Source organism: Streptococcus devriesei DSM 19639, assembly GCF_000423725.1.
GTDB lineage: Bacteria > Bacillota > Bacilli > Lactobacillales > Streptococcaceae > Streptococcus > Streptococcus devriesei.
The window spans coordinates 140,948-165,911 of record NZ_AUIN01000012.1 but is presented as its reverse complement, the minus strand read 5'-3'; the positions used below and the strand labels follow the sequence as shown (position 1 = coordinate 165,911).

24 protein-coding genes are annotated in these 24,964 nt (G+C 39.7%); 15 read left to right on the top strand and 9 right to left on the bottom strand.

The window, feature by feature from the left end:
• Positions 1-171: 171 nt before the first annotated feature.
• Together treP and treC are read left to right on the top strand one after the other, a co-directional pair.
• On the top strand, positions 172-2,139 hold the full coding sequence (gene treP, locus G573_RS0102270) for a PTS system trehalose-specific EIIBC component (protein WP_027975200.1): 1,968 nt from the start codon (positions 172-174) through the stop codon (positions 2,137-2,139).
• Between the two features lie 91 nt (positions 2,140-2,230).
• Positions 2,231-3,862: an alpha,alpha-phosphotrehalase gene (gene treC, locus G573_RS0102265; RefSeq protein ID WP_027975199.1), complete on the top strand. Its 1,632-nt coding sequence runs from the start codon at positions 2,231-2,233 to the stop codon at positions 3,860-3,862.
• Positions 3,863-3,959: 97 nt separating this feature from the next.
• On the opposite strand, the gene G573_RS0102260 is transcribed toward treC, so the two are convergent.
• The 6 genes from G573_RS0102260 to G573_RS0102235 all read right to left on the bottom strand — a co-directional run bounded on the left by G573_RS0102260 (position 3,960) and on the right by G573_RS0102235 (position 9,571).
• On the bottom strand, positions 3,960-5,087 hold the full coding sequence (locus G573_RS0102260; RefSeq protein WP_027975198.1) for a sodium ion-translocating decarboxylase subunit beta: 1,128 nt from the start codon (positions 5,085-5,087) through the stop codon (positions 3,960-3,962).
• Between the two features lie 14 nt (positions 5,088-5,101).
• Complete coding sequence (locus G573_RS0102255) at positions 5,102-5,443, bottom strand: biotin/lipoyl-containing protein (RefSeq protein WP_027975197.1); 342 nt, start codon at positions 5,441-5,443, stop codon at positions 5,102-5,104.
• Positions 5,440-5,736, bottom strand: a complete 297-nt coding sequence (locus G573_RS10835; RefSeq protein WP_037586706.1) for an OadG family protein — start codon at positions 5,734-5,736, stop codon at positions 5,440-5,442. The genes G573_RS0102255 and G573_RS10835 overlap by 4 nt, the downstream gene beginning before the upstream one ends.
• Before the next feature lie 17 nt (positions 5,737-5,753).
• Positions 5,754-7,148: an oxaloacetate decarboxylase subunit alpha gene (locus G573_RS0102245; RefSeq protein ID WP_027975196.1), complete on the bottom strand. Its 1,395-nt coding sequence runs from the start codon at positions 7,146-7,148 to the stop codon at positions 5,754-5,756.
• A 143-nt stretch (positions 7,149-7,291) separates the two neighbouring features.
• Positions 7,292-8,572, bottom strand: a complete 1,281-nt coding sequence (locus G573_RS0102240) for an Nramp family divalent metal transporter (RefSeq protein WP_037586705.1) — start codon at positions 8,570-8,572, stop codon at positions 7,292-7,294.
• A gap of 27 nt (positions 8,573-8,599) precedes the next feature.
• A complete protein-coding gene (locus tag G573_RS0102235) occupies positions 8,600-9,571 on the bottom strand; it encodes a dihydrodipicolinate synthase family protein (RefSeq protein WP_027975194.1) in 972 nt (323 codons plus the stop codon).
• Between the two features lie 244 nt (positions 9,572-9,815).
• Here G573_RS0102235 and G573_RS0102225 point away from each other — a divergent pair, with 244 nt between their 5' ends.
• Positions 9,816-10,808 carry a LacI family DNA-binding transcriptional regulator gene (locus G573_RS0102225; RefSeq protein WP_027975193.1) on the top strand — a complete coding sequence of 331 codons (993 nt, stop codon included), beginning with the start codon at positions 9,816-9,818 and terminating at the stop codon, positions 10,806-10,808.
• Positions 10,809-10,961: 153 nt separating this feature from the next.
• Here the strand turns inward: G573_RS0102225 and G573_RS0102220 are convergent, their stop codons facing one another.
• The 3 genes from G573_RS0102220 to G573_RS0102210 all read right to left on the bottom strand — a co-directional run bounded on the left by G573_RS0102220 (position 10,962) and on the right by G573_RS0102210 (position 14,420).
• Entirely contained in the window at positions 10,962-11,621 is a 660-nt protein-coding gene (locus G573_RS0102220; protein WP_027975192.1) for a DUF4767 domain-containing protein, read from the bottom strand.
• A 10-nt stretch (positions 11,622-11,631) separates the two neighbouring features.
• Positions 11,632-12,228: a hypothetical protein gene (locus tag G573_RS0102215; RefSeq protein WP_027975191.1), complete on the bottom strand. Its 597-nt coding sequence runs from the start codon at positions 12,226-12,228 to the stop codon at positions 11,632-11,634.
• Positions 12,229-12,704: 476 nt separating this feature from the next.
• Positions 12,705-14,420, bottom strand: coding sequence for an alkaline phosphatase (locus G573_RS0102210; RefSeq protein WP_027975190.1), 1,716 nt, complete (start codon positions 14,418-14,420; stop codon positions 12,705-12,707).
• 471 nt (positions 14,421-14,891) lie between these two features.
• Here G573_RS0102210 and G573_RS0102205 point away from each other — a divergent pair, with 471 nt between their 5' ends.
• The 12 genes from G573_RS0102205 to G573_RS0102140 all read left to right on the top strand — a co-directional run bounded on the left by G573_RS0102205 (position 14,892) and on the right by G573_RS0102140 (position 24,689).
• The gene (locus G573_RS0102205) at positions 14,892-15,641 is read left to right on the top strand and encodes a response regulator transcription factor (protein WP_051175694.1); all 750 of its coding nucleotides are present in this window, start codon (positions 14,892-14,894) and stop codon (positions 15,639-15,641) included.
• 368 nt (positions 15,642-16,009) lie between these two features.
• On the top strand, positions 16,010-16,996 hold the full coding sequence (locus G573_RS0102200) for a sensor histidine kinase (protein ID WP_169364431.1): 987 nt from the start codon (positions 16,010-16,012) through the stop codon (positions 16,994-16,996).
• Positions 16,997-17,285: 289 nt separating this feature from the next.
• Positions 17,286-17,432 carry a hypothetical protein gene (locus G573_RS11380; RefSeq protein WP_156888785.1) on the top strand — a complete coding sequence of 49 codons (147 nt, stop codon included), beginning with the start codon at positions 17,286-17,288 and terminating at the stop codon, positions 17,430-17,432.
• Positions 17,433-17,640: 208 nt separating this feature from the next.
• Positions 17,641-18,519 (top strand): XRE/MutR family transcriptional regulator, encoded by an 879-nt coding sequence (locus G573_RS0102190; RefSeq protein ID WP_027975187.1) that lies wholly within the window; start codon positions 17,641-17,643, stop codon positions 18,517-18,519.
• Between the two features lie 435 nt (positions 18,520-18,954).
• Positions 18,955-19,242: an uberolysin/carnocyclin family circular bacteriocin gene (locus G573_RS0102180; protein ID WP_051175689.1), complete on the top strand. Its 288-nt coding sequence runs from the start codon at positions 18,955-18,957 to the stop codon at positions 19,240-19,242.
• Positions 19,243-19,251: 9 nt separating this feature from the next.
• Entirely contained in the window at positions 19,252-20,379 is a 1,128-nt protein-coding gene (locus tag G573_RS0102175; RefSeq protein WP_027975184.1) for a hypothetical protein, read from the top strand.
• A gap of 2 nt (positions 20,380-20,381) precedes the next feature.
• Positions 20,382-20,864 carry a stage II sporulation protein M gene (locus tag G573_RS11110; protein ID WP_051175688.1) on the top strand — a complete coding sequence of 161 codons (483 nt, stop codon included), beginning with the start codon at positions 20,382-20,384 and terminating at the stop codon, positions 20,862-20,864.
• Positions 20,861-21,451, top strand: a complete 591-nt coding sequence (locus tag G573_RS0102165) for an ATP-binding cassette domain-containing protein (RefSeq protein ID WP_027975182.1) — start codon at positions 20,861-20,863, stop codon at positions 21,449-21,451. The genes G573_RS11110 and G573_RS0102165 overlap by 4 nt, the downstream gene beginning before the upstream one ends.
• On the top strand, positions 21,441-21,923 hold the full coding sequence (locus G573_RS0102160) for a hypothetical protein (RefSeq protein ID WP_027975181.1): 483 nt from the start codon (positions 21,441-21,443) through the stop codon (positions 21,921-21,923). The genes G573_RS0102165 and G573_RS0102160 overlap by 11 nt, the downstream gene beginning before the upstream one ends.
• 107 nt (positions 21,924-22,030) lie before the next feature.
• Positions 22,031-22,711, top strand: coding sequence for an ABC transporter permease (locus tag G573_RS0102155; protein ID WP_027975180.1), 681 nt, complete (start codon positions 22,031-22,033; stop codon positions 22,709-22,711).
• Positions 22,712-22,713: 2 nt separating this feature from the next.
• On the top strand, positions 22,714-23,562 hold the full coding sequence (locus G573_RS0102150) for an ABC transporter ATP-binding protein (protein WP_084522366.1): 849 nt from the start codon (positions 22,714-22,716) through the stop codon (positions 23,560-23,562).
• A gap of 767 nt (positions 23,563-24,329) precedes the next feature.
• On the top strand, positions 24,330-24,689 hold the full coding sequence (locus G573_RS0102140; RefSeq protein ID WP_027975178.1) for an ATP-binding cassette domain-containing protein: 360 nt from the start codon (positions 24,330-24,332) through the stop codon (positions 24,687-24,689).
• Positions 24,690-24,964 lie beyond the last annotated feature (275 nt).

Genomic DNA, 24,964 nt, shown 5'->3' with positions numbered 1-24,964 from the left:
TTTTTCTCCTAACTTGTCTAAAAAAAGACATACAACTTCTCTTATTTTAACAAAAACGTGGTCTTTTTTCCACAAACAACTTGCCAACAAATATGTTAACGTTTACAATGAGACTGTAAACATATTTGTTTTATAATAATAAGGAGGTCTAGGGCGACCTAGAAGAAAGCTATGGGAAAATTTGAAAAAGATGCCCAGGTATTGCTGGCTGCCATCGGCGGCAAGGAGAATGTCTCTGCTGTGACGCACTGTGCAACGCGCATGCGCTTCGTCTTAAATGACGACAAGAAAGCAGATGTCAAAGCGATTGAAGCAATTCCTGCTGTCAAAGGAACCTTTACCAATGCAGGACAGTTCCAAGTCATTATCGGAAACGATGTACCGATTTTCTATAATGATTTTACGGCTGTTTCCGGTATTGAGGGTGTTTCTAAAGAAGCAGCAAAATCAGCAGCTAAAGGCAACCAAAATCCAATTCAGCGCGTGATGACCATGCTGGCTGAAATCTTTACACCGATTATTCCGGCCATTATCGTTGGGGGTCTTATTTTAGGTTTCCGCAATATTCTGGAAGGTGTCGAGTTTGCCAATCTGGGAGGCAAGACAATTGTAGAAGTTTCTCAGTTCTGGAATGGTGTCAACTCATTCTTATGGCTGCCCGGTGAAGCCATTTTCCACTTCCTGCCTGTAGGAATTGTCTGGTCAGTCTCTCGTAAAATGGGAACCAGCCAAATTTTGGGAATCGTACTTGGTATCTGCTTGGTATCACCGCAGCTGCTCAATGCCTACAATGTTGCCAGCACATCACAGGCTGAAATCGCTAAAGATTGGGTCTGGGACTTTGGCTTCTTTACCGTTAATCGTATCGGTTATCAGGCTCAAGTCATTCCGGCACTTCTATCAGGATTATCACTGGCCTATCTTGAACGCTTCTGGCGCAAGGTTATCCCAGAAGTAGTGTCCATGATTTTTGTACCATTCCTGTCTTTGATACCGGCTTTGATTTTGGCACACACCGTTCTTGGGCCAATCGGCTGGACCATTGGTAAGGGAATCTCATTTGTTGTGCTTGCTGGTTTGACAGGTCCTGTGAAATGGCTCTTTGGTGCAATCTTTGGCGCTCTGTATGCACCGCTTGTTATCACTGGCCTGCACCACATGACCAATGCCATTGACACACAGCTGATCGCTGATACTGCCGGCCATACAACCGGACTTTGGCCTATGATTGCCCTGTCTAATATCGCACAAGGTTCCGGCGTATTTGCCTACTACTGGATGCATCGCCATAATGAACGCGAAGCACAGATTGCCCTGCCGGCAACCATTTCAGCTTATCTGGGTGTAACAGAACCGGCCCTCTTTGGGGTTAACCTGAAATACATCTACCCATTTGTAGCAGGAATGATTGGTTCAGGTATAGCTGGTCTGCTGTCAACAACCTTCAACGTTCAGGCCAATGCTATCGGTGTTGGAGGACTGCCAGGTTTCATGTCCATCAATGCCAAATATATGGTGCCTTTCTTTATCTGTATGGCAGTTGCCATTGCAGTACCATTTGCCTTGACTGTTTTCTTCAATAAAACCGGTATTTTAAACAAGACTGAAGAAGAAAGTCCGGCACCGCAGGCTGAGGCCGTGGCGAAGGCTAAAGAAAGCTCAGAAATAGCTGTCGGAACAAAAATTGATGTCAAAAGCCCGTTAACTGGTCAAGTGAAGCCTTTATCTGAAGCTGTCGACCCTGTTTTTGCTCAGGGAGTTATGGGACAAGGTGTCTTGATTGAGCCAAGCGAAGGCCTGCTTGTGGCGCCTGTTGACGGAGTTGTCTCTGTACTTTTCCCAACCAACCACGCTGTCGGTCTGGTTACTGACCAAGGACTTGAGCTGCTCATGCATATTGGCATGGATACGGTCAATCTTGAAGGCAAAGGATTTAAAGCCTTTGTTAAGCAGGGAGACCGCGTTAAGGTCGGTGATAAACTGATTGGTTTTGATATTGATGCTATTAAAAAAGCAGGATATGTTACTGAAACACCGGTTATCATTACCAACCAAAATGATTATCAGCCGGATGCTGTCGGAGCGCTGCCGCATGATACCCGTCAGGGAGAAGAATTGCTGACAGCAAGTAAAATTTAGAAAAAATTGATATAATGGATAGCAGAGTAGGATATTAGACGTGAAAAAGTGGTCTTTGTCCTACTCTCTTATTATTAGTGAGGAGCATAGTATGACATTGGACAAGAGGAAGGTTGTCTATCAAATTTATCCAAAGTCTTATAAGGACACAACTGGCAATGGGATTGGCGATTTAAAAGGGATTATTGAAAAGCTCCCCTATCTGGAAGAATTGGGTGTAGGTGTCATCTGGCTCAATCCTTTCTATCCAAGTCCGCAGCGGGACAATGGTTATGATGTTTCTGATTATACAGCTGTAAACCCTCTGTTTGGCACGATGGAAGATTTTGAAGAATTATCTCGCAAAGGCAAGGAGCACGGCATTGAAATCATGCTGGATATGGTGCTTAATCATTGTTCAACCGATCATGACTGGTTTCAAAAAGCTTTGGCCGGTGATCGTTATTATCAAGATTTCTTTATTTTACGAGATCAGCCGACAGACTGGGTTTCCAAATTCGGCGGCAGTGCCTGGGCTCCATTTGGCGACAGCGGTAAATACTATCTCCACCTTTTTGATAAGACACAAGCTGACCTTAATTGGCGCAATCCTCACGTACGCGATGAGTTATTTAAGGTGGTTAATTTTTGGCGCAGCAAAGGTGTCAAAGGCTTTCGCTTTGATGTCATCAATCTGATTGGCAAGGACGAGAAATTAAAAGATAATCCTGAGTTTGACGGCAAGCCGGAATACACTGACCGTCCTATTAATCATGACTATCTGAAGCTCCTGAACAAAGCTACTTTTGGCAATGACAGCGATGGCATGACAGTCGGTGAAATGAGTTTTACAGATATTCCCAACTGTGTTCAGTACAGCAATCCAGACAGCCATGAATTGTCTATGGTCTTTAATTTCCATCACCTGAAAGTTGACTACGAAAACGGTCAAAAATGGACACGCAAGCCTTTTGACTTTGAAGAGTTAAAAACGCTTTTCCATACTTGGGGAGAAGGTATGAGTGAAGGAAACGGCTGGAGTGCCCTCTTTTGGAATAACCACGACCAGCCGCGTGCCCTCAACCGTTTTATTGATGTTGAGCATTTTCGCAATGAAGGGGCAACCATGCTTGCTGCCAGCATTCATCTGTCGCGCGGGACACCGTATATTTATATGGGCGAAGAAATCGGCATGCTTGATCCGGATTATGACAGCATGGATGATTATGTGGATGTTGAATGTCTCAATGCTTATCAGGAATTGCTGGCTTCAGGAAAGACACCTAAGCAGGCTTTCGCTATTATCAAGGCTAAATCGCGGGATAATTCGCGCACGCCCATGCAATGGGATGCAAGCCCCAATGCAGGTTTTTCCACAGCTGCTCCCTGGCTGAAAGTCGGGAGAACCTATCAGCAAATTAATGTTGCTAAGGAAAAGACGGGTAAAATTTTTCCTTTCTATCAAGAATTAATTCGCCTGCGCAAGACTCTGCCCATCATAGCTGAAGGAGATTATAAGGCTGCCTACACAGACAGCACTCAAGTCTATGCTTTTGAGCGAAACTACAAAGGTCAAAAACTGTTGGTTCTCAATAATTTCACTGCGGCTGAAGCAGAGCTTGATCTGGCAGAAGCTTATCAGAGAGGACAAGTTTTAATCAGCAATTATGATCAGGTGGAGCTTTCTGCTAAAATTACCTTAAAACCCTATCAAACACTGGCGATTTTACAGCAGGAAGATTAAAACAGTCAATTTTTTAAGTCAAAATTTAAAGAGCACACCAAAAATCAATTCCGTGAGGATTGTGGTCGTGCTCTTTTTTGTTAGCAGTATAAATAGTTTATGAGAAGAAGGCCAGCAAAATTCCGGCAGCGATGGCTGAGCCGATAACACCGGCAACATTTGGTCCCATAGCATGCATCAGTAAGAAGTTTTCAGGGTCTTCTTTTTGACCTTCTTTATGAACGACACGCGCAGCCATCGGCACGGCTGATACGCCGGCAGCACCGATCATAGGATTGACCTTGCCGCCGGTCAGATAGCACATGAGTTTGCCCATCAGGACACCGGCCGCCGTTCCGCCTGCAAAGGCGATGAGCCCGAGCAGGGTGATTTTTAAGGTTGTTGTTGATAAAAAGAGAGCTCCGTCAGCTTTGGCTCCTACAGTCAAGCCTAAAATAATTGTTATGCCGTACATTAAAGCATTTTGCAGGACTGTAGTGATATTTGGAACAACACCGGATTCTTTAACCAGATTTCCCAGCATCAGGCAGCTAATGAGGGTAGCAGCACTGGGAATCAGCAGGCTGACAAAGATTGTCACTACAATAGGGAAAATGATTTTTTCCCGCTGACTGACTTTTCTGCCGACTTTCATCACAACGCGGCGCTCTTTTTGAGTGGTTAGCAGTTTGATGATAGGCGGCTGGATAATGGGGATAAGCGCCATGTAAGAATAAGCCGCTAAGGCAATAGCTGAGAGCAGGTGGGGAGCCAATTTCGATGTTAAAAAGAGGGCTGTCGGACCGTCGGCACCGCCGATAATCCCTACAGAAGCGGCTTCCTGAGGAGACATTCCCCAACTTGCTGCTAGAAAGAACGCCACGAAGATACCGAATTGAGCGGCACCACCCAGCAGAATCGTTTTAGGATTGGCCAGCAAAGGTTCAAAATCTGTTGATGCTCCCAGACAGAGGAAAATCAAGGGTGGGTAGATTCCCAGATTGGTTCCCTGATAGAGATAATAGAGCAAACCGCCGGCTTCAGCCTTTGTTGGTTCTGCCATCATATTGGCCAGAGGAAGGTTAACCAGCAGCATTCCAAAGGAAATCGGAATCATAAGGTAGGGTTCATACCCTTTTTTAATGCCGAGGTAGAGAAAGATGCAGGCTATCACAATCATAATGATATTTTGATAGGTTAAATTATAAAAGCCCGATGTTTCTATTAATTGATGAATGATTTGCATAACAATTCTCCTTGTCAGATGGTCATTAACAGATCATCGGCATTAACCGTTTGATTGACTGAAACGGCGATGGCAGCAACAGTTCCGTCTTTTGGCGCCTGAATAGGCGTTTCCATCTTCATAGCCTCCAAGGTGAACAGCGTATCTCCTGCTTTAACAGCATCTCCGACAGCCTTATGAATCTGCAGGATTTTTCCTGCCATTGGAGCCTGGATATCGTAGCCATCTGAACTGTCGGCAGTCGCCGGTGTCGGTGCAGCTGTTTGTTTCAAAGGAGCAGCTGCCTCTGCTGCATCAAGTTCTCTCAGGCTGACAATATAGATATCACCATTAACGTTTACTTCATATGTTTTCATTTTTGACTCCCTACTTTTTCAACTTTTTCGATTTTAAATTGTTTATCTTCTTCTTGACTGGCAATGGACAGCGCTGTGATGACAGCTACCTTAGCATGTTTGTCTTTGTCAACTAAGTCTTGCCCTGTCAGAGGTGCTGCGGCTTGTGCTGATACAGGAGCCGGCTCTGCCTTTTTTTCAGAAGCATTGACAAGAACAGCCGTCAGCTCAATGACATACATCAAGCCGGTCAAAATGAGAAAGACCAAGCCCATTGATGCCAAGGTTATAATAAACATATCGGTTAATTCCATGATGATGTTCCCTTCTTTTAGAACCTTCCGGACACTTTGACAAGGTCTTCTTTAGTGTCTTTTGGACTGTATTTCTTCTGCAAAAATTCTTTTCCGACCTTTGGAAAGAGAGCGTAAATGAGGATATCCTCATCGGATTGTGCAAGGCCTGCCACCTTCTCAGCTAAGCTGTCAAATTCAGGATCCAGATGGTCGGCCGGCCGGTCTGTGATGACCTCTTCATCCTCAATCAGCTGGGTACGGAAATCGTCATCGATAGGCACAGGAGAACGGCCGTATTGCCCCATCAGATAGGCCTTGATTTCGCTGGGAACCATTTTATAGGCACTTCCGGCGACAACATTCATGGTTGCCTGTGTTCCTACCATCTGACTGAGCGGTGTGACAAGCGGCGGATAGCCAAGGTTCTTGCGGACCCGTGGAATTTCTTTCAGGACTTCTTCGTATTTGTCAACAGCATTGGCCTGTTTTAATTGTGAGTACATGTTTGACAGCATACCGCCCGGCACCTGATAAATAAGCGAGCGCGGATCCGGCGTCAGCATTTTCGGATTGAGCAGGCCTTCCTTGAGATAGCGGTCCTTTAAAGGCCTGAAATAATCGGCTGCTTCTTTAAGCAAATCCATATTCAGTCCATGCTCATATCCCAGCTCTTCCAGCACGATAGCCATAGATTCCGTAGCCGGCTGGCTGGTTCCTTCACTAAAGGGGGAAATCGCCGTGTCAATACGCTGTGCTCCGGCCTCTAAGACCGCCTGATAAGTCATAGGCGCAATACCGCTGGTACAGTGGGTATGAACGACAATGGGAATGCTGATGACTTCAGTCAGAGCACTTACCAATTCTTTTCCTTTGGCTGGTGTCAAAATACCGGCCATGTCTTTGATACACAGAGAATCCGCCCCCATATCCTGCATCTTTTGAGCAAGTGACACATAATAGGGAATGGTATGAACATCACTGATGGTATAGCAGATAGTCAGCTGAGCTTCTTTGCCCGTCTTTTTTACAGCTTTGAGGGCTGTTTTTAAATTTCTGACATCATTTAAAGCATCAAAAATCCGAAAAATATCAATCCCGTTTTCAGCAGAACGGCTGATAAACTTCTCAACGACATCATCGGCATAGTGCCTGTAGCCCAATAAGTTTTGTCCGCGCAGCAGCATCTGCAAAGGGGTGTTGGGAGCCAGCTTTTTGATGGTGCGCAGGCGCTCCCAAGGGTCTTCATTTAAAAAGCGGATGCAGGCGTCAAATGTTGCTCCTCCCCAGCACTCCAGAGAGGCATAGCCTATTTTGTCCAGCAAAGGGATGACAGGCTCCATATCGGCCAGAGGCATTCTGGTGGCCATCAAGGACTGATGGGCATCCCGCAAGACAGTATCGGTAATGCCGATTTTTCTGACATTGTCCATAATATACTCCTTATCTATTGCTTTAGGAAATCGCTATCTTTATTATACTACATTCTTTGAAAAAGGAAAAAGCCACCGGCTGATAAGCATAAAGAGCACACAGCTCTAAGATGCTTAAAAGCACAAGTGGCTTTTTTACGGTTTTAGCCTCCTAACGACTTAATCAACTGTGGGATATAAACGCCCAGAGCAGACACCGTCATTGCCAGAACGAAAATATAGCTGATGGTCATGGAGATTTGTAACATTCTGGGGATTTTGTAGCCTTTGTGAATTTCCGGCTTCCACAGAATCAGCATAACAAAGAGCCCGGCAACAGGGGTTGCAATAGCAGTTGCAACATTTGCAATAAAAATCAATTGGGTAGGAGAGCCGTTGTAAGAAAAGCAGACGATGCAGGCAAATACAAGACAAATCAGACAGCCCCAGCGGATAAATTTTGATTCAAGGGCGACATCTTTGTCAAATCCCGCCCCTAAAAGAACCATACCGCGCTGTGTATTGCCAAGAAGTGATGAGAATCCTGCGCCCAGCAGGGCAACTCCCATGACAAATTTAGCAGCTTTTCCTAAAAACGGCACGAGTAAGTCCGCTAATTGTGACGGATTTTGGATGGCAATATGCTGCGGGTGCAAAACGATAGCCCCCACAAGAATAATAGCTCCTGAAATCAGTACAACAGTAATAACATGCGCTATGGCGTCCCAAAACATGGCACCGTTGAACAGATCCTCTTTTTGCCACTTTTTCTCAACTCCCAGATAAGTTCCGTAGATACCGGCAGTAACAGCGGCGTTAGTACTGATATAAGCGAGTGCGGTGCTAAGGCTCCCTTTGGGAACTTTCCACAGCACCAGTCCCTTGCCAAAGGCTCCCCAATCGGGTCCGCCGGAAGCGATCAAAGTTGCATAGAAAGCAAGGATCATGCCGATGATACAGATTAAAATACCTTTTTCAACCTTTGAGTAAACGCCTTTGGAAAAATAACAGTACATCAGTACAGCCAGCATAATGAGAGCACCCAATTTCCAGTCAATGCCAAAAATCAGATTCATCCCAGCTCCGGTACCGCTGATATTTCCTAGGGTAAAGAAGAGGCAGGATAAAAAGAGGGCGCAGCCGACAAAGCCGGAAGCTATGCCGCCGTAATAGTGCCTAATGGCGTGTAAAATAGGCATTCCAGTTAGCATAGAAATACGGTAAGACGTCAGCATGAAGGTTACTCCCATGAAAATGATGGGAATTACCAGCCAGACCATCTCGTAGCCGTAATTAGCTCCCATCATGGCAGACGCCGTGATATTTCCAGGACCGATAACAACACCTGTTAAAATCAAACCGGGACCGATTCGTTTTAAAATTTCCCGAAAACCAAGCTTTTTAACAGGTGACAAGTCAGTGTTTTGATTATTTTTATCAGTCATAATCTACTCCATTTCTGCAAAGGCGCATTATTTAAATGGAGTCATATCAACTGCAGGCAGGTCGCTGCGCTCAAGGCCCAGAGCGATCCAGTCTTTTTCTTCTTGATTGAGCGGCAGCACTGGTTTTCTCATTAATCCTGAGCTGAAAATACCGCGCTGTACCAGTGCTTCTTTCAAACGGGCATGAGCTTCGCCGGAAGGCTGTCCGCCGCCGTAAATGGCTTGTGAAATATGGAAGATCCGGTCTGACCAATCTTGAGCTTCTTTCAAGGTATGTTTATCAGGGTCGGCGAAGACTTCGCGTGCCGGGCAGATGATTTCCGGAACGCAGCCGGCGAATCCGATCAAAGCACCGTCCATGCCTGGGAACCAGCTGACACAGAGTGTTTCATCGTGACAGGTAATCAAAGAAATGTCAGGGCATTTTTGACGCAGCAAACGAACATCGTGTTCATAGATTGACGTTACGCGTGTGCCCATCTTGATACATTTGACGTGATCGATTTCATTGCACATCTTAATCAGGGTTTCGACGGGATAGAAAGCCTTGCTGGTAGCTGGGTAGAGGTGAATGACGATATCAATGTCAGCACCTTCAGCAACATCTTTGACATATTCAAATGGTGCATCAGGGTGCATACCAAAGCGCAGCCACATGTGCGGCGGCATCAAAAGGATAGCGTCAGCGCCGGCTTCTTTGGCTTCGCGGGCCATTTCAATACTTTCAGCTGTGTTTTCGCAGTTAACACCGGAAACGATGGTCATGACATCACCGCATTCTTCGGCACAGATTTCAACGACACGCTTGCGTTCTTCACGCGTCAAGCCGGTAACTTCGCCTGTGTGGCCGTTACAGACCAAACCGTCCATGCCTTTGCCGTAAAATGTTTTGATCCAGCGAAGGTAAGCGCGAAATTCTGGTTCGTTAATGGAATAGTCGTCGTTGAGCGGAACAGAGACAGCAGGGAAGATTGTTTTGAAGTTTTTAACTTTAGCCATGAGAAATACTCCTTTAAAAATGATTTTTGTACAAACGTTTGTTTACAAGACACATTATAGTATCAGCTGAAAACGCTGTCAATATCATTAGCCTTTTCTGCAAAAAATTGTATAAAACAGCTCTTTTTATAATCATTATTAAAAATTTTATAAGGAAATAAAAAACAGCAGCCAGCTTGCATTTTCTAATTTTCAGGCTTATAATAAGAGTAAATATACAATCGTTTGCAGAAGGAGGCAGCGGATGGTAACTTTAAAAGACGTTGCAAAATTGGCCTGTGTCGATGTCAGCACAGTTTCCAGAGCTCTGAACAATTCAGCCTATGTCCACCCTGAAACAAAGGCCCGCATCATGGAAGCGGTAAAAGAACTCAGCTATCAGCCCAATGTGCTGGCTAAGGGCCTCAGAGAAGGAAAGCGTCATACCATCGGCGTTGTCATTCCGCATCTGCATATGACAACTTTTGCTGAGATTACACAGGGCATTGAAGAAGAGGCGACTAAGGCGGGCTATGCTACTCTTATTTGCAATACCGGAGATGACCCTGCTATTGAAAAAGCATATCTCAACCGTTTGAGAAACGGTTTTGTAGATGGCATTATTATCGCAGGAACCGGCAGCAACAAAAAGCTGCTGAGAGATATTCAGGTCAGTGGCCTTGCCGTGACACAGATTATGCGAAAGCAGGATCCTGAAATCAGCAGCGTCACTGTGGGCTATAAAACCAGTGCCTACGAGGCAACCAAATATTTTGCTGACAAGGGCTGCAAGCAGATTGGCTTGATTAACGGAACGATGAAATTAGCTCCCTATAAGGAACGTTATCAGGGTTATCAAAAGGCACTAAAAGAATTAGGGCTGACTGAGACCACTGCTGAGTTTGATAATCCCGTTAATACCATGAATTACGGCTATGACTGTACTATGGAATTGCTGCGGCGCAACCCCCAGTTAGATGCTATTGTAGCAGCGGTTGATACGCAGGGAATCGGAGCTTTGCGGGCCTTGAAAGAAAAGAACATCAAAGTCCCGGAAGAAGTCAGGCTCATCAGTTTGACTGGTCAGGCAATCGGAGCCATGCTGGAAACGTCAATGACGGCCATGGAAATTCCGGCTAAAGAGCTGGGCGAAAAAGCTGCTGTCATGAATCTTGAGGATATTGGTTCCAAAACTAAAAAACCAAGCGCCAGGCACTTGGTTTACAGCTCAGTCTTAGTAGAAAGAGAAAGCAGCTGAATAGTGAAGATCAAGCGCAGAGGCCGGGATAAACAGTGCTCCCAGCCTCTGGCTATGTATGGTAAAACTTGGTGTGCCGCAGCGGCTGATTGCTCTAACAGTCCAACTTTGGAAGATCAGTAACACATATCGGCTGAGCTTCTTCTTTTGCTTTTATTTATGCGCAAGAATGTCGGTGAAGGCAGAAAGCAGTTTGTTACTGACTTTACTGGTAAAGACGATGTGCTTACGCTTAAGTGAAACAGGCTCAATAATCTGTGCTTCTTTTCCATCTTTTATGATAAAAAAGTAAGTGTGTTTTTTACTGGCTTTGGCATCGTTTTGATTTGAAAAGACAGCAACAACATTCCAGCCGGACAGCTCGCCCGTTTTTGAATACTGTAGCTGGCGGCTTTTCCCGTCAACGCTGACCTTGAGAACCTCTTTAGTTTTAATATTGCTGATAACTTGGTTTGGCAGAGCAGTGCCTTTCCACTTAACGGCTGTCCCTACCCAGTACTCCTTGAAACGACCTTGGTTTGACGGGCGGTAGATCATCATTTTCTGTCTTAAATTCTCTGCTTTTTGCAGATTCCAAACAGTCTGCTTTTCTGCTGGCTGTTCTTGGTGGTCCTGATGATTATGCTCATGATCTTCTTTTAGCAGTTGGAAATGGGGGTTTTGCTTATTATGGACAGCAGTTAGAGGTTCTGCCTGTTTAGGACTTTGATGGGCTGCTGCCTGCTCTGTTTGAAAGAACAGCAGAAAAGCGGCTGAAACTGCGGCAATGCTGCCAAAGACAGCTATTTTGATAAGGTTTTTAAATGCTTTCATCGTCTTCTTTCTATTCAGTTTTACGTAAAACAGCTTCTTGGAATACGTCATATTCTTTAGTATTAAAAATAGAAACGCCGTAGGCTTTCTGTTTTTTAGTTACCGGGATTTCACGGTAAGAAATAGAAACATCATCCATAACATAAGGGTTATAGCGGTTGCTTAGCAAAATCTTCTTTTTCTGAGAATAGTAGTCTGTTGTTTTCAGACCGATATCCAAGGCTTTTTGGGAATAAGCGATAATGCCGTAATAGACAAATTGACTTTGAGAATAGTCAGGAATGGAATTGTTAGCAACAAAATACTGATTGCCGCTGATTTTATCTTTAAAATAATCGGCCTTTAAAAGAATACCGTCACTGGTCTGGGTGTTTTTGCTTTTAATAGGTTTGCCGAATTCTGCTTTTAGATAGTTGTAAATCTCACTGTAAGTCGTTAGCTTGCTGCGGTTAAACTTGCGTTTTGGTATTTTGACATCAGAAGCATTAAATTTTTTCTGCAGCCGGGGTTCGTTTTTTAGCAATACTGTCTTGCTTTTAGCCTTACTGCTGCCGAGCATCAAAAAGAGCAGGGATAGCAGCAACAGAGGCAGTGCATATCTTTTCATGTTTTCTCCTTTACTTAAGATACAAAGGGCGTTAAGAAAGCGAGAAGAAAATAGGAGGCTGACGCCATGCGCTTTTGCGCATAAGGCAGGCTATCTTTTTCTCGACGCTTTTAGCCCGTGTTCAGTTACATAAGATACGGCAGAGGATTGTTATCTAAGTGCTTTGCACTTGATAACAAATGAGGCTGGACAAAAACTTGTCCAATATTCCTGTTTTGGAATAAGCTCTTGACGCAGTGGTTGACTGGCTTTCCTTTTGCCACGAGGCCAAAGCGGAAAACCTAGCCAACTGTGCGGGGGTGGGAAGACGAACCAAAATTTTCAATTTTTACGTTCTTTCCCACTCCCTGCCACTCCCGCTAACTTTGTTTGGTTAGTAAAATCGACTAACCAAACGAAGTGTCGCAGTCGTGTTCAATTATGAAAGAAGGGGCAATGCTATTACCCCTTCTTTTTATAAATAATTAGAGAGACCGTTATTCTTTTGCCTTAGGCGGTTTTTGTCCAACACCTGTAGGTTTTTTCGTTTTCTTTTCCATCTCATCTTTACGTCCGGCAGGTTTACCGTTGAATCCCATTGCCTCGCCGATACGAACGGCTACATCTGTATCATCAAATTCACCGTCAAACATGTAGGCTCCGGAACCCATGGCATAGACAGGCACTTTATCGCCGGAATGGTCTGTAGTCGTCCAGGCCAAGCCTGATTTTTTGTTTAATATTCTTGTTGCTGTAATAGAAACTGGGATATAGCCGCCATAGTTGGTATCTTGCTGATCGGATTCTTTTTTAGATTCTTCGAATGCTTTTTTAAGGCTTTCATATTCTTCTTTAGAACACAGAAGCCGGTCTTTAGACTGCTGCTTCAGATAATCTTCTTCCTGAGCATTGGTTATTGTTTCAGAAGGAGCGTCAGCCTTCAGTTTTAAGCCGAAGAAGTCTTGGATTTTCGGAGCAAATTCTTCGAATGTCAAATTAGGATTTTTTTCAAGAGCTGCTGTCACAATCTTATCAAATTCGACTTGTGATCCTTTTTGATGAGTCAGCTGATCCAGGTAAGTTTCATAACCGGTCGATTCATTGCCGATTGTGAATCCTCCTGTCGCGTGGTCAGCTGTTACAACAATCAAGGTATCATCAGGATGTTCCTTGTAAAAGCGAATAGCAGTCTGGATAGAATCTTGGAAACCGATAACTTCATTGACAGTCGTTGCAGCATCATTAGCATGTTCAGACCAGTCAATTTTTCCGGATTCTGCCATCATGAAGAATCCTTCCGGATCGTCTTCCATGACTTCGATACCCTTTTTGACCATATCGTTTAGATCTTGATCGCCTTTTTTCTGGTCAATTTTATAGGTCATAGCCCCATCATCTTGCAGGTCTTCGGCAACCAAATAGACTTTTTTCGAGTCTGCATTAATCTTTTCAGCTTTTTTCTTGGTGTCAGCGATAGTGTAGCCGTTCTCTTTTAAAATCTTATAAAGATTCTTTTGATCTTCATTTTCTCCTGTTCGATCTTTTAAAGAGCCCCCTGCAAAATAGTCAAAGTTTGTTTTAGCCATCTGCCGGCCGATATTATAATAAGAATCGCGGGATTCCTCGTTGGCATAAAAAGCAGCTGGCGTCGCATGGTTCAGTGTTACAGAAGACAGGATCCCAACAGATTTGCCTGAACGTTTAGCCTTTTCCGCAATTGAGTCGGAAGACTTTGAAAAGTCTCCTGAAAGTCCCAAAGTATCTGTCTGTGTTTTGATGCCGTTACCAAAAGCAGTGGCTGTTGATGCTGAATCTGGGATAAAGGAGTGACAGTCATACTGTGTTTTTAATCCAATAACCGGCATATCAGTAAAGTTCATGCGGTCCGGATAGACTTCGCCCTTGTTTGTTTTGGTGATCCCCAAATAATTTTCAGCAGCTGTAACAGGAGTAAGTCCCATACCGTCGCCAATGAAAAGAAAAACATATTTAGCCTGATTTTCATTAACTTTTGAGTAATCTTCTGTCTTTGGCCGTTTGGTGTCATACATTGCAACGTCTTTTCCATTTGCCGTTTTTCTGGCTGCCGCCGGACTGTTGGCTGCATCAGTATTTAGCTTAATTGAACCCGACTTAGCACAGGCACCAAATAATATAGCCGAAGCTGCCAAAGCAATCCCAAAACGCTTCATTGATTTAGAATTTGACTTCATAAATTCCCCCAACATTTATATTAAGATTAATTCAATTATAGCTAATCATTGTATGGTTTCCATCTTATTATTATCAATTTTATGTAAATCTTGAAAAGAAAAACCGTAACCACATGTTCGACGCTGGAAGAATTGAACAGACCAAATCAATCGTTCATGTATTTTATATAACGCTATTACGAATAGTCTTTGTGAAACACTTGATAAGAGTGCTGACTTCGTTTTGAATAGTTGGGCCTGTCTCCAAGCATCTCTTAATAAAGCTGTAACATGCCTTTGTTAAAATGAAAAATAAATTATTGCAAGAGCAGTGAAAGAACACAGGCATTTTTTAATTGGCAAGAATCGGAGAAAAAACTCTAGTATTTTTTTGGAAATCTGCAGGAGGCTCACCTTTGGATTGGAGCTGAAATTTTTATCGATGCTAATGTTCTCTGATAAAAATTCAATTAAAATAACAGGAGTAAAATAGTGATACAGGTTTATATTTTAGAAGATGATTTCAAGCAGCAGTCACGTCTAGAAAACATCATCACTCATTATCTGCAAGAACAGCATATCTTGGAAAGCAGCATTTCGCTTCATGGGAGGCCTGACCAGTTATTAGCTGAGGTTAAAGAAAAGGGCAACCATCAAATCTTTTTCTTAGATATTGAAATCAAAAATGAGGAAAAGAAAGGACTGGAAATAGCGCGCCGCATCCGCGAAAAAGACAATCAGGCGGTTATCGTTTTTGTGACAACGCACTCTGAACTAATGCCCCTGACTTTTCAGTATCAAGTATCTGCCTTTGATTTTATTGATAAAAATTTTTCAGAAGAAAAGTTTTCTGAACGAATAAAGGCGGCCTTGGATTATGTGGCCGGTAACTTGGATCAGCCTGCTGCCGACAAGACTTTTCTTCTTGAAAATGACTATTCTCGCATTCAGATGCCCTACAAGGATATTTATTATATTGAAGTGTCAGCCACCCCTCATAAACTGATTCTTCACGGTCAGTATGACTATATGGAGTTTTATGGAACTCTGGCTGAAGTTGAAGGCAATCCACATTTTTTGAGAGTTCACCGTTCCTATGTTGTTAATCCGACTAATGTCGCAAAATTAGATTATAGCCAGCGTTTAGCCCATTTTCCAAATGGTGAGACTTGCATCGTTGCCAGACCAAAAATAAAAGAATTAATCAGGGCGATTGAAGCTCTGCATGGAGGAAGGAAATAGTGCTGGCAAATACTTTAACTACTCTTTTTAGCTATATCATTTCTCGTACAGCCATTTTAGTTACTATCCTAATAATATTTGAAAGAGTAACTCGCATAAAAATACCTACCAAATATAGATTTATTGCCTTATCTATAGGGGTTGTTGTTTACTTCCCTGCAAGAATGTTATTTTACTCAGATTATTTGTTGGATATTGCTCTGCTTTATTTTTTGGCAGTCAAATTTGGAAACCTTTCTAAAGGGACTTGGTTAAGATGGTTTTATGCCTTTTATCCCAAGGTTATGTTTGAACTTCCCGCACGTTTTTTAGTTTTTAATATTTTTAGTATCTTTTATCCTAATATAGTTAATAGTAACGATGAGTTATTGTTAAGCTTAGTAACTTGTTTGCAATGTCTGGGGGCTATTTTTATCAATGAATTAATTCTGCGTATTATGCGAGTAGATTTTAAACGTCTTTTTGAGATTACCGATCAAACAGTTATCCATTCAATCATCAGACCGACAATCATTACACTGGGCTTATATTCCTTTATTCAGTGGCTGTCCTACAACCTCACTTACCTTAGTTTAATTCCAAGAGATTTAGCAATGGATATCCGAAAATATCTTAGCTTAATTTTCATGGTTTCGGTACCTGTTTTTATAGCTTCTTTAAATCAAAAAATGACCAGTCACCTTGAGTTGGTTCTGTTAAAGCAGAAAGAAAAAGAATTGAGGCATTTAACAAACTACAGTCATGAGATAGAGCGCTTGTACAGGGATATCCGCTCTTTTCGGCATGATTATGCTAATGTTTTAGCCAGTCTTCGCTATGGTATTGAGCACAATGATATGGGCAGTGTCCGTCAAACCTTTGAAGAAGTGACAGCAGGGTCTGCTAATTTCTTACAGTCGGATCATTTTGAAATTGGCAACCTCTCACTTATCAGAGATGATGCGATTAAGAGCATATTCTCCGCCAAACTGTCTCAGGCTGCTGAGTCTGGTATTCAAGTCAAAGTAGAGATTCCGGAGGAAGTTGGCAGGCCCAATCTAGCTCCCCTTGATTTTATCCGGCTGCTTTCTATTTTATTGGATAATGCCATAGAAGGAGCTGTCGAATCTAACGATAGAGAATTACAGGTGTCCTACTTTAAATATCAGAGAAATACTGTTCTCATCATTGAAAACAGCATGTCTCATCAAGATATTAATCTGGCTGGCCTTTATGAGCGCGGCAATTCCTCTAAAGGACTTGACAGAGGGTGGGGACTGGCTAATGTCAGAGAAATACTGAGTAGCTATCCTCACACCAATATCAAGACAAGTACCAGACCGGGTCGTTTCCAGCAAATTTTAGAGATGGGGTAGTTTAATAACAAAAGGTGCGACTGCCAGGAGATAATAGCAATCGCACCTTTTTATTAACATCTTATCACCTAATACGAGCTGGAAACAGAGAGAACGGCAGATGCAGCAGCAATCTTTTATACACTGTCAATTCTTGCTAAATTAAATAATACTTATTAAAGTTTCTGTAAATGAACCCAAAATGACCGTTCACAACAAAATAACGACTGTTCATGACATAGACGTGCACAGTTTAAAAATTAGGGTATACTAATATCGTCGATTGGCCAAGCAGCTAACATTAAATATTATGAAAATACAAGCATTTAAGCAGTTTGAAATCATGGATAAGGTGGAATTGACGGCAGAGGCACGGGAGCTTGTTTGGCATCTGCATCCTCTGGTGCTACGCCGCTCTTTACTCTTGTTTGAAATGATAGATATTTTTAAGGAATAAATCAAGTTTGAAAATGAAAAAAGGAAATCAAAGACGACAAGCACTGGTACTTATGCCGGCTGCCTTTATGCTTGCCTGGGTGCGGCGGTCTATAAACACGAATACCTATATTGGAAATGTGTTAATAAAACTGTAATATGTTTTTGTTAAGGTAGAGACAAATAATACAGTTGTAATAACTGCCTAAAAGAGATAAAGAGGGAATATATTGGAAGCAAAAAAATCCATGGAATTGGGAGAACTCTATCGCGAACTCAGGATTGCAAGAGGACTTAAACTAAAGGATATAGCACGAGATAATTTGTCGGTGTCGCAATTATCAAAGTTCGAAAATGGGCAGACTATGTTGGCAGCGGATAAGCTGATCTTAGCTATTGAGGGCATTCATATGAATTTTTCTGAGTTTGCTCATGCTTTAAATAATTATGAAGAAAATGATTTTTTCAAAATAGGAAATAAGATTGTAGAATTTCAATCAAAGCGTGATATTGAGGGCTTAAAGAAAATTTTAGACACTTATGGAGATTATGAAAGTTTTGACACTTATAACCGGTTAAATAGATTAGTTGTCCGCGTGGCTATTCATACCTTGGATCATAGCTATACAATATCAGAGGAGGATAAAGAGTTCCTCGCGACATATCTCTATAATATTGAAGAGTGGACTGAGTATGAACTCAATCTCTTTGGCAATACTATGATTATCTTATCAGTTGAGGATTTAATCTTTTTGGGTAAAGCTTTTGTTGAGCGTAATAAGCTATATATTGCCATTCCCACTAATAAGAAAAATGCACAAGTTGCTCTTTTAAACTTAATTATGATTCTAATTGAAAGAAAGGAGTTTTACTATGCAGCCTATTTTATAAATCATTTAGAAAAACTTCTAACTTATCAAGATATGTTTGTTATAGTATCACTCAATTTTTTGAAACAAATAATTGCATATCTGCAAGGAGAAATAACTGATAAAGCTGAATTAGAATATTATGTTAACATGGTTGAGAAGCTAGGGAACCCAACAATGGCTATGTTTCTCAGAGCGAATATGGAGCAGTTGCTGCTGAATTTTGATAGTAACAAATAAAAAGGCTATCAATGTTTTTCCTGATAACCTTTTTTGGAGTTATTATATAAAATGTAAAGTCTTGCTTTTTATCTATAAAAGTGGCAATAAAAAGTATGGAATTATAAGAGCTAATGTAAACAATCTTTTTAACATAAATAGACCTCCTATGAATCTTAATAAATTAGAAAGCACCTCCGCCGCCACTGCCCCCACCAGTAAATAATTTAACGAGCCAATCAAACATATTAAGCACCTCTTTCTGTATTTTATACTTATTATAACAGTCAACTTATCGGAACACTGTTTTTCTCAAATAAGAAAAAATATTAACAATAATTTTCATATTTGCGAATAAGTTATTGTTGAAATAATCAATGTTATAATCATAACGTAAATATTTACAACAGTGACAATTGTCTTATCAGTTTAAAAAATAGAAAAGGGGATAAGATTATGGAATTATCAAATTCAAAAAAATTATATTATACTTCTATCGTCTGTGCAGTGGCAGCTTTTGCCTCATTTGGTTTGCTGACCAGTCCTTTATTGGCTGGTGCTTTAGGAATTAGTACCACAGCGGCTAATCAAGTTGTAAATCTAATCAGTGCTTATAGTACAGTAACTACTGTTATTTCTATTGTCGGTGCCGTAACGGGTGTCGGCTCCATTGGTTCAGGAGTAGCGGCAGCAGTTCTCTATATTCTAAAGAAAAAAGGAAAAGCAGCAGCAGCTCTGTATTAAGAGGTAGTTATGAAAAAAAGGTTTCTGCATGTGGATTCTGATTTTTTAGGTCATCTCAATACAATAGGGATGACCTTTTTATTCTTAATCGTTATTTTAGTAATCCCCAACAATAATTCAATCAATTTGAGGATGCAAGAACAAATTTTACTTGTATCTATTAGTCTATTTGGGACAATGAAACATTCAAGTGTTCTTTTCCCTTATCATCAGCAAAGGTTGGGGACTTTTTTTGTCAAGAGTCGTTATATTTTAAGGCATATTTTTTTATCCGTCTATTATATTTACAGAGTACAGTTTATCCTTACTATAGCAGCTTTATGTTACTTAATCAGCAATCATTCTGTTAGTTTAACGTTGGCTTTTTTCAGCTGTGTTATCATTGTTATAAATCTTCTATCTCATTTGCTATCTGGTGTTTTAGCAGTTGTTAATCAAATTTTATTCTTAATTTCTTTACTTTGTCTGAGTCAAGGAAATACTGCTTTATTGCTTCTAAATTTATTAGCATCCTTGCTTGTCCTTGTAGCTTATATTCTTTTTCATTTTAGAATTGACGATTTCTTATTTCGCTTTATCAAGTATGAGAGGAGTACTTTTTCCGATGCATCTTTGTTAAAGTTACAGCTAACTATTTTTAGAAATAATCTTTTTTTGCTCTTTTTAATTATTATTTTTAATTTATTGATAACCTATTTTGGTCAGCGTTTGTTTAATCACCTGAATAGGACGGTATTGGTTCCGGTTACTTTTTTGTATACTTCTATTTATTTGGCATTGCTGGAACTTCTTGTCGGCAATCAAAGTCAAGATATAGACATTGACTCAACACGGCATCGTTTGCTGATTCTCAATAATCATTTAACGCTTTATGACAGATTTAAAGTCAGCAGTTTGTATTTGTGGACAGTTTATGCCAATTTTATACATCTTACTGCCTTGCCTGCACTTGTTGTAAGTTCTTCGTTTATTGTAACTGTTAAAGCGGTTATTTTATTATTCTTAAATTTCTTGATTGCCTTTACCTATTTCAGAAAATTGGATTATCTGGTATATGAAGAAAGGAATCATATTTTAAGATATTCTTTCCTTCTGTTATATCTTATTTGCATCATTTGTATGAGTTTGGGAGGATAACAGTGTCTGATAAAATTTTTAAAAGTTATTATATTATCTTTATTTTTAGTACTATTTTTATAGGAGTAATGCTGAGTCTTGCAGTTAAATCTTCGCTTTTTAAGTCTAGTATTCTGCCAGTTAGTCACCAGTTATTTGTTACTGTTTTAATAAATAATACGGGTAATTTTGTAGTTTATATTTTGTTTTTCGCTATTTCTCCCATATTACAATTTTTTGATCTTTTGACTACTACTTTTCAAATCAGTATGGGAATACAGTTAAATGGAGTAGGTTATGCACTAAGCAAGCTGACGCCGCATGGTGTTATTGAATTGCCCAATTTTTTATTTTATCAAGGCTTAAGTCAATATCTTTTGTATTACTCTATCAAGGAAAAAAGTTTTAAGAAAGGATTGAAAAAGCAACTGTCTTTTTGGAAATATTATCTTGGATCATATTTTCTATTGATTTGTGCAGCTTTTTTAGAAGGGTATATAGGATGAAATTAGAACATGTGTCAAAGACAATTCGTCATAAAGTTCTTTTCGATGATATTTCCTTTCAGATTCACAAGGGATTGTATCGTTTGACAGGTAAAAATGGCAGTGGAAAGAGTACTCTTATTCGCTTATTATCAGGACTGTCTGCATTTGATAATGAGAAAAGATTAAAGCTTGAAGGAGATGTACTATTTCTTGATTTGAATCCAATTGGTCTGGCACCGTTTTCTATTAAGGATAACTTTTATTTATTGTGTAAGACTTATCAGGTTAAGCTGACTCCAGAATTAGAAGCTAATGTAGAGGCCTTTTTTAGCGATTCCTATAATGATGACTACCTGCATGCTTCAGTTGGTACCAAATTAAAGTTAGGTTTATCGTTGTTGCTGGTTAAGGAGTGGGATTATATTTTTATTGATGAAACCTTATCTACAATTGATAATGATAGCTTAAAAATAGTAGCGAAACAGTTGGTTAAGCTGTCTAAAACATCCACAATTATTTATGTTTTTCACAATCTGTCCTGTCTATTGCTGGAACAAAACAGCCGCATTCTTCATATAGAAGGAGGAAAAGTTCGTGAAGTATAAAACACTTATTTTTTCGTTGGGGAACTTTCTTTGCCATCTTTTTATCTTGTTTTTATTTGTAGATTTATTGCTGAAAACAGGGGTTTTAGACAAAAGACTATCAGCATTAAACGAATTAAAGAGTGTTATAACGGTTTCTCCTCAAAAGCTGGTATTTGTCATTTCAATTGTTAGTAATATTATTAGTGCAGTGGTTGGGTATCTTCTTGCAAAATTTCTTATAATCTTATTTATTGAGGATGGGAAAATCTTTCTTTTTGATGTACTGCTATCTAGAACTATCATGCTGTTGATTGACTGTTTTCTGCTTTTAATTTATCCAACGTCCAATCTTTTAAGTGTCTTTAAGTTGACAGCATTTATTTCTATTATCATTATGTTTTCTATTAATTATCATAGGAATGGTAGTTTGAAAACAGCTTTGCTTGCTGTATCTCCTTTCTTGCTAAGTTCTACTGTAGCCCTTTTTTAAAAAAGAGTAGCTTATATCATTTAAGTAGACTGACCGTATTATCGTACTTAAAAAAGTGAATACTATAAAATTGCTTCTGAATTATTATTGTCATTATAGGAGGATGTATGGCATTGTTCTTTTTAACTCTGAAAAAAGAAATTTTTTCGATCAAATCTTTTGTCATAGGCGGATTATTCATTGTTGTATCTGTTTTAGCAGGAAAGTATACAACTTCTGTTAGTATTTTTCTCAATAGTAATGGGAGTTCGGATTTAATTGATCTTTTATTTGGAATTTATGGTTTTCTAGGCTACATTTTTTCTTCTGTTCTTTTTTCTGGCCTTATTTCTAAGGAGGTAGAATCGCAAACGATGAGATATGTGACCCCTTATTTATCTCGAAAAGCTATTTATTTAGCAAAATATTTTGCATCACTTTGCTATTTTTTGATAATCTTGGCTGTTTCTCTAGTTGTATTATTTTTGTTTAGAGGTGCAGTTGTTTTTCCAATTTATTCTATCCTATCTATTATTGCTTTTTTTGCTTATATCCAGAGTCTCGTGTTACTCATATCAACTGTTTCAAAAAGCGAAAGGTTTTCAACATTAATCAATTTAATATTAAGTTTGGCCTTTCCTATTGTATATAGCATAGCTTATTTTAAAAATTGGCCTATATTGAAGGCTGTCCAATGGTTCATGCCTTATATTTATTTAACTAAAACATGGGAAGTTGTCTTTTTGCTATTTCTTACCATTTCTATTATTTTTTTAGGAATAAGCTGTTTTAAAAGAAAGGAAATTTAGAGATGATAGGATGCTTTAATATCGTTAAAAGTTTTCACGGTACACCAGTTATAAAAGGTATTAGTATTGAGATAAAAAACGGGATGATAACATCTTTAGTTGGTAAAAATGGTGCGGGGAAGTCAACTTTAATTGGTTTAATAGTAGACTATTATAGACGTGATTCTGGAGATGTTAAAAAAGGAACAGTGTCTGTTATGCCTGATGCTGATAACATGTATTCTGACTGGACGGGTTTAGAATTTTTGAAATTCATTTCTAAACTAAAAAAGACAGATGTATCATATGCGATAAATCTGTCTAAAGAATTAGGGCTTTATAAAAATTTAAATAGTAAGATTTCTGGCTATTCTTTTGGAATGAAAAAGAAGCTTTCCTTCATCCAATGTGCCATTGGGGATTTTGATGCTTATATTTTTGATGAACCAACTTCAGGAGTGGACGTACCTTCTGCCTTAAAGATGTTGGAAGTCGTGAGGGGACTCAAGAATCGGGGCTCAGCAATCCTATTGACTTCTCATAATATAGACGAATTGGAACGTGTATCAGATTATATCATTATTGACAGTGGTGAAATTATTGACAGCGGAACAGTTAAGGATTTAATAAATCCAGACTCTACAGAAAAAGAAGTTTACATTATTCACTGTCTAGATAGCCAAAAACTATTTAATGATGCTTCCATTAAGTTCACTAAAAGAATAGTAGATGAGAATCATCTTGAAATTGATCTTAGTCAATCTACTTTGCCGAATGAATTATTAAGATTGCTTGTTAACAGTGATAATACCGTTTATGAGTTTTATAAAAAGAAAAGAAGTCTGATTGAAACTGTTTATCAATCGGAATGAGGTCAATTAAAGAAGCATTCAAAATTCATTTTTTAAAGACTAATGAAGGGTATTATTTTTATGTTGGTTTTGTAACGGGTGTCGGCCCCATTGGTTCAGGAGTAGCGGCAGCAGCTTATTTATTTACTGGTTAGTTCGCAAGTATCTGATGTTGGAAAAATGAATGTGATACAAAAAGCATATCTGTCTTGTCCGCGGTGATTATATCAAACTTTTATTTTCAGATGAGACACAGACAATGGAGGTTTTGAGAAAAGCAATAGCAGCCTATCCGGGAATTGCGTTTTATCAGAAGAAAACAGTCTAATTAAATCTGTCTATGCGCCTGATGAATGATGTCATTTTGGTTTTGTGGTCAAACATATTTTCTATTTCTAATGTGGTTTGAACAGCAGCTTCACCCCTTAGTGTTTTAATGTGGCTCTATAAATATCTGTAGTGGGTAACTCCGCTTTGGATATTGTAGAGCTTTTTTTATGAGAGGAATAATAGATGATACTTGGAATATCAGGAGATCATTTACCTACTATGAAATGACACTTTTGTTTCTAGCTATCATGTGTATACAAAGTCTGATATTTTTCCTGAAAAATATTTTTCTGGCTCTTTTGCAGAATGGTATTCATAGACAAATCTCTGATAACTTCGTTTCTAAGCTATTAAAACTACCCTTAGCAGATATCGCTAATATGGATAGAACAGATATTATACACCGCTATAATGGAATTATAATAGTGAGAGAGATGGTTTCAGAAAGAATTCTAGCCATGTGGTTAGATACACCGCTTTCAAAAGATAATTTAACGTTGTCTGGCGGACAAAAACAGAGACTTTCTTTAGCTAGGGAGCTAATTTCAAAACCTAGGTTAATCGTTTTAGATGAGCCAACTTCTGCTCTAGATGTGGAAACTGAAAAAGTTGTTCAAAGGAGTATAGAAGCACTTAACTGTACTAGAGTGCTTGTTACTCATAGATTAAATACGATAGAAAAGGCAGATAAGATTATCATGATGGATTCTGGTAAAATCACTGACAGTGGTACACATGACGTTCTGTATAGCAGAAACAAAACCTACAGAGATATGTATGACTCTTACATGAATAAGTACAATAAGGAGTTGGAATGATTGTTGATTTGATGTATAGCATTTAATGTAAAATTGATTTGTAAATTTGAAGTGGAATCTAATTCACTGCACTTTTTTAGAATTGTATTCTTCACTGATGATTAACCCGTTCTTGCATGTCATGAGTGAGAGTATTAAAAAAGATTGAAGGGCCATGGATGCCAGAAGCTCATCTAATTATATATTAAGCATCTTGAATATTTACAAAGTTGTAAGAAAACTAAGGGTAACTGTAAGATTTTGTACACTGATTTTTAGTAAACTGTTATGAAACA